The following is a 4,976-nucleotide window of genomic DNA, read 5'->3' as shown; positions in this document are numbered from 1 at the left end:
CAAAGGGTTTGCCGGGCAAGGTCACTGCTCAAGGGTCTGCGGTTGCGGAGCAACCGACGCGCCGCAGGCGCGCCCTTGACTGTGACCTTGAACGGTAAAAGAATCCTTGGCACCGTTGGACGGGCCACTCGCACTGATCGGCTTGGCGCGGTGCCGGAGACCGCGTAATGGTGAGCAACCACATACTCAGGGAAGCGGGGCCAGTTGCCCGGCGTCGGCCCGGCGCGCCCGTAAGCGCTCCCGCGCGAGAGGGCGCGGCTCAACCGACGCCCCGGGCATGAACCGACCCCCGCCCATTCCCCGCTGAGGACCAGGTGGTCACGCTCTTACTCCCGCACGCATTCCTCTCCGGCACCCTGCGGCTTCTGCTCTCGATCCCTTTGCGCGGGCTCGGCCCGCGCACGGCGCGCCGGAGGCGCGCCCTTGAAAAAAGACAGTAAGGAAAGTTGTCACAGGCTCGCGGGACTCATCGCGGGAGACATCCGACACATCTCTCTGCGAGAAGGCCTGCATGGCTACGCAACGGGCTCTGCGATCTCGCACGAGTTTGTGCCCCCGCCCGGCGCGTCTCCGGATGCGGGTGAGTGCCCGGTCTTACGCTGACCCGGTAGGGCTCGTTTCCAGGTGCTTCGGGAGCCTGTCGTGACTTTCATGGATCCGCAGCCGTCGCGCGAGTATGCGGCGCTGGTGGCTGGCCAGGAGCTGGCGGCGTATGCGTTCATCCGGGCGTGGATGGCCGATGACGTGGACAAGGGGATGCTGCTGGTCGAGCAGCATCACGTGCCGAAGGAAGCGGCGCTGTTCGTGATGAGCCTTGTCAAGGCTGCGCGCCGGGCGCTGCTGTCTGCCGAGGGATACAACGTTGAGCGTGCCGTGGCGGTGCTTGACCAGTGGATGGAAGACGCCGGGCGGAGGGCGGCGGCGTGAGCCGGGAGGCGGCGCCGCGCGAGCTCGAAGCAGAGGCGGCCGGGCTGATCCGGGCGGCTCTGACCGGGGATGAGTTCACCATAGACCGGATCGTCACCCGCGTGTACGAGGATGACCTGGACTGGCGGTCATTCGCTAACGAGGTCACGTACACGGCCGCGGTTCTTCTCATCGTCGTGTCCGGGAGCAAGGCGCAGGCCGCGGCCCTAGTGGACGCGTGGCTCGACAGCATAGTGCGAAAGCGGATGGCGGCCCCGTCGTTACGCCCCTCAAGAGCGACAGGCTCGGGCAGTTCCATAACCGCAAGTGCCGACGCGTTTACAGCTCCATCTCGACGTCGGCGAGCGCCTCGACTGCCGGAGTGGCATGTGCTTCGGGCTGGGCTTCGGCTTGCCGGCTGATGCGCGCGGCGTATTCGCTGTTGGCTTGCCGACTGGCCTGCTGGTCGGCGAGGTGCCGCGCCACTTGTTCAACGTTGGTGACCGCGTCGGTGATACGCGTGTCCGGGTCGTCGTGTTCCGTGGGTGGTTCTGTGCGCAGCGGCTCGGTCTCGGGGATGGGTCCGGGCTCGGCATCTGCCTGTGGCTGGCGGGCGGGGGGCCACGGCTGGCCTGTGTCGATGGCGGCCTGGTGCTGGCGCTCGATGGACCGCTCGACGGCGGCCATGTCCGCTTCGAACTGGCGCCACCATTGCGAGGTCTCGTGTGATTCCGCCTGAGGCCTGGGTTCTGGGTCTGGGCGGGGTGGCCAGGGCTGTCCGGTTTCGGCGGCGGCCTGGCGCTGGCGGGTGAGGGCGCGGTCGACGCCCTGGAGGCTATCGTCGAGTTCCCGGAACCACTGCGTCTCGGTCACGGCTTCCGGGTTGTTTCCGGGCTGGGGGTGCTGTTCTGGCCGCGGCTGGGTGTGGCCGCGGCGCCGCAGCTCGGCGGCGGCCTTGTCCCCGTTTTCCCGCACGGTGCGGGTCTGGGCGGCCCATGCCTCGTACTCCGCGTTGCCGGCTTCGAGTTGCTGCCGTCTGCCTGCGAGTTCGCCGGCGAGTGAGCTGGCGCTGGCCGCCTGGGCGGGGTCGTTGCGGATCTGGGCGTCTGCGGATTGCCGGAGGGCGTCGGCTTCGGCTTGTGCTGTGGCCCGCAGCTCGCCGGCCACGTCTGGCGGGGCGGCAGCATGGGCGCGTTCGGCGGCGGCGGTGTGGGCTTCGAGCTGTCCGCGGTCCATGCCGGCCCACATGGCGGCCTCGTCGGCGATTTCGAGGGCGCGGATGGCTACTTGCCGCTGGTGCTCGAGTTCGGGGTTGCCGTGGTGTGGTTCGGGTGAGACGGCCTGCTGCGGGTTGGTGATGCCGACGTTTTCCCGGTAGGAGGCCACGGCGGCGGCACGTGCGGTGTAGTCGTCGCGGAGGGCTGGCGACGCACCGGCGGGCAGGATGCCGAGGTGGCGGGTGAGCCATGGTTCGGGGCTGGCGGCGTGGCGTTCGCCGAGCTCGCGTGCGCGGTGGTCGAGCGCGTCGGCGAGCTCGCGGGCGACGGGCGGGGCGCTGGCGGGGGTCCGCTGGGTCCAGGTCAGCTCGCGGTCCGGGTCGGCGAGGTGGAGGCGCTGGAGGCGGCCGTGCAGGACGCTGGCGATGGACCGGGCGCCGTCGAGGGGCGCAGCGGTGATCTGACTGATAACGGCGCCGAGGTCGTGTCCGGCCAGGTGAGCGGCGCGTAGCGCGGCGTGGAGCGCCAGGCGGGAGTGTTCCCGCTGGTACCGCCACGCTTCCGCCTCGGTGAGCCTGGCGGTGATCTGCCAGTCGATCTCGGCGTGCACGGCCGGGCGGACCGCGGTGGTCCAGAGGTTGAGCAGGTGCCCGGTTCCGCCGGCCCATTCCTGAGATAGCCGGATGGCCTCGGTGGCCGATAGCTCGCCGGCGTCGCGCTGCATGACCGCGGTGAGCACGGACTCCGGGGTGGCCTGCTGGTAGGCGTCATGGCCGGGCGGCGCGGTGGTGCCGGTGACGAGGTGGGCGCTGTTGGATTCGCGGCCGCGGCTCATCCCGACGTACAGAGATTGCCGGGACAGGGTCTCGGTGACGAGCAGGTGGGCGGTGTCGACGGTGCGGCCCTGGGCGACGTGCACGTTGCCCGCGTAGCCGAGCTCGGCGCTGGCCGCGAGGTAGGCGCGGGGAATCCAGAACTTCTCTGTCCAGGTCCCGTCGAGCCGCTGCCGCCGTACTTCAACACCGCTCCCCCGTATGGCAGTGATCTGGAGGGTGTCGCGGTTGGTGAGTTTCCGGCCGCCGGCGTCGATCTCGGCGTTCAGCCGGGCGCGGATCAGGTCCCCGGGGCCGGCGCGGTTGCCGTCGGCCAGCGGCGCTTCGGCCAGCGGGGACGGGGCGGTGACGGTGCCTAGCTGGATGAGCTTGGCCTGTACCCGGCAGGCCAGGTCGGCGGCTTCGGCGTTAGAACCGGCCAGGAGCAGGCTGTTCTTTCCGCGCAGGTGGTCCGCGAGCCACGCGGTTGCCGCCCGTTCATAGGCGGTCTCCTGGTCGGCGGCCGTGATCCGGCCGTACCGGTCATAGACGGCGATCACGGCGGAGTCTCCGGCGCGCAGGCGGACCGATGCTCCGGCTTCCCACTGGGCGCGGAAGCGGCGCACCTCGGTCAGCTCCGCCGCGCGGACCTCGATGGCCAGCAGCCGGAACATGCCCCCGGCCTCGGGTGAGCCGAGTTGCCGGGTGTCCCCGGCCAAGACGACTCTGGCTCCTGCTGCCCGAGCCGCCTGAAAAAGCATGGCAAGGTCGGCGGTGCTGGCCTGGGTGGCCTCGTCGATCACGAGCACGTCCCCGGAGCGGAGCGGGACGGGGCGGCGGAGCTCGTCGCTGCCTTCGACCTTGCCGAGGAATTCGGCGATGTTGTAGGACTCGGCCAGGCCCTCGCTTGCCAGCACCCGGGCGGCGTTGGTGGAGGTGGTCAGGCCGATCACCCGCCGGCCGGTGAGCAGCTCCCACAGCCCGGCGAACGCGGCCATCGCGTGGCTCTTGCCCGCCCCGGCCGGGGCGATGAGCACTGTCGCCGCGGTCGCCGCGGTGAGCATCGCGACGACGGCACCGGCCTGCCCGGCGTTGAGCCTGGCGTCCGCGACGGCGGCGCGGGCCTGCTCCCCGGTGACGAGCTGGGGCACGGTGCGCGTGGCGGCGGTGAGGATCTGCTCCTCGGTGTCGAGGTGCTCCAGGGTGGAGTACCGGTCCTCGTGCGGGGGCCGGTAGATACTGCCCCCGTCGGAGGCGCGGACACCGAGGCTGGTCACGTCGGTGACATCGGGGGCGGTCACGCAGATCACCCCGGTACCGGCGCGGCCGGAGACGGCCAGCCTGGCGACCTCAGTGATCAGGGCCTCGGCGTCTGTGCCGAGTGGCAGGACGGGGAGGGCTCGGTGGACTTCGAACCGCAGCTGCGCCATGGACCAGACGGCGTGATGCCCCTGGACCTCGGCGACGGCGACCCTTGCAGCCTTGCGTTTGGCCGCGTCATCCAGCACGGCGGGCCTGTCACCGCCGTGTTCTGCCGCGTACGCGGCTGCGTGCGCGTGCACTTGCGACAGTGCCCGGGTTTCGCGGCGGGCGGTCTGGGCTTCCCACGCGGCGAATCGCTCGGCGTCGGTGGGTTCCTCGCTGCCGGTCTGCCCGGCGATGGTGCGGCGGGCCGCGTTCTTACTGCGGCGGGTGTTCTGCCCGGCCTGCTGGTGCAGCAGCCACAGCGTGCGCCGGCTCGGCGGGGTGCCGTGGCTGGCTTCGTACTCGGCGGCCAGGCGCTTGAGTTCCCCGGTGATCGCAACGGCGCGGGAGCTGAACAGGTCCATCACGTCCTGGCCGACGCCACCGACCTCGGCGCCGTTCCCGTCCTGGCGGGGCACCATCACATAGCCCAGCCCGGTCAGCCTGGTCTCCATCAGCCTGTCCGTGGTGGCGGCGACGCCGAGCCGCTGGCCGTGGAGCGTCCGGGAGTCCAGGGTGCGCCATTTACCGTCGGCCCCATCGGCGCGCTGCACCCGGTTCCAGATCGCCACGTGCA

At 70.9% G+C, this 4,976-nt stretch carries 2 protein-coding genes; one reads left to right on the top strand and one right to left on the bottom strand.

The annotated features are described in order from the left end of the window. Positions 1 to 651 precede the first annotated feature (651 nt). On the top strand, positions 652 to 927 hold the full coding sequence (locus Q1N79_RS30310; protein WP_300614555.1) for a hypothetical protein: 276 nt from the start codon (positions 652 to 654) through the stop codon (positions 925 to 927). A 318-nt stretch (positions 928 to 1,245) separates the two neighbouring features. On the opposite strand, the gene Q1N79_RS30305 is transcribed toward Q1N79_RS30310, so the two are convergent. Further along, a partial coding sequence (locus Q1N79_RS30305; RefSeq protein WP_300614554.1) for an AAA family ATPase occupies positions 1,246 to 4,976 on the bottom strand: 3,731 nt, incomplete at its 5' end.

It is taken from the genome of Trebonia sp. (assembly GCF_030042015.1).
Lineage (GTDB): Bacteria > Actinomycetota > Actinomycetes > Streptosporangiales > Streptosporangiaceae > Trebonia.
Note: the sequence above shows the minus strand (reverse complement) of the source record. Positions and strands in the feature narration are given on the sequence as shown.

What these genes read in the sequence shown, in the direction of transcription:
- Q1N79_RS30310 (WP_300614555.1), top strand. Translation starts at nt 652, where the DNA reads ATGGATCCGCAGCCGTCGCGCGAGTATGCGGCGCTGGTGGCTGGCCAG.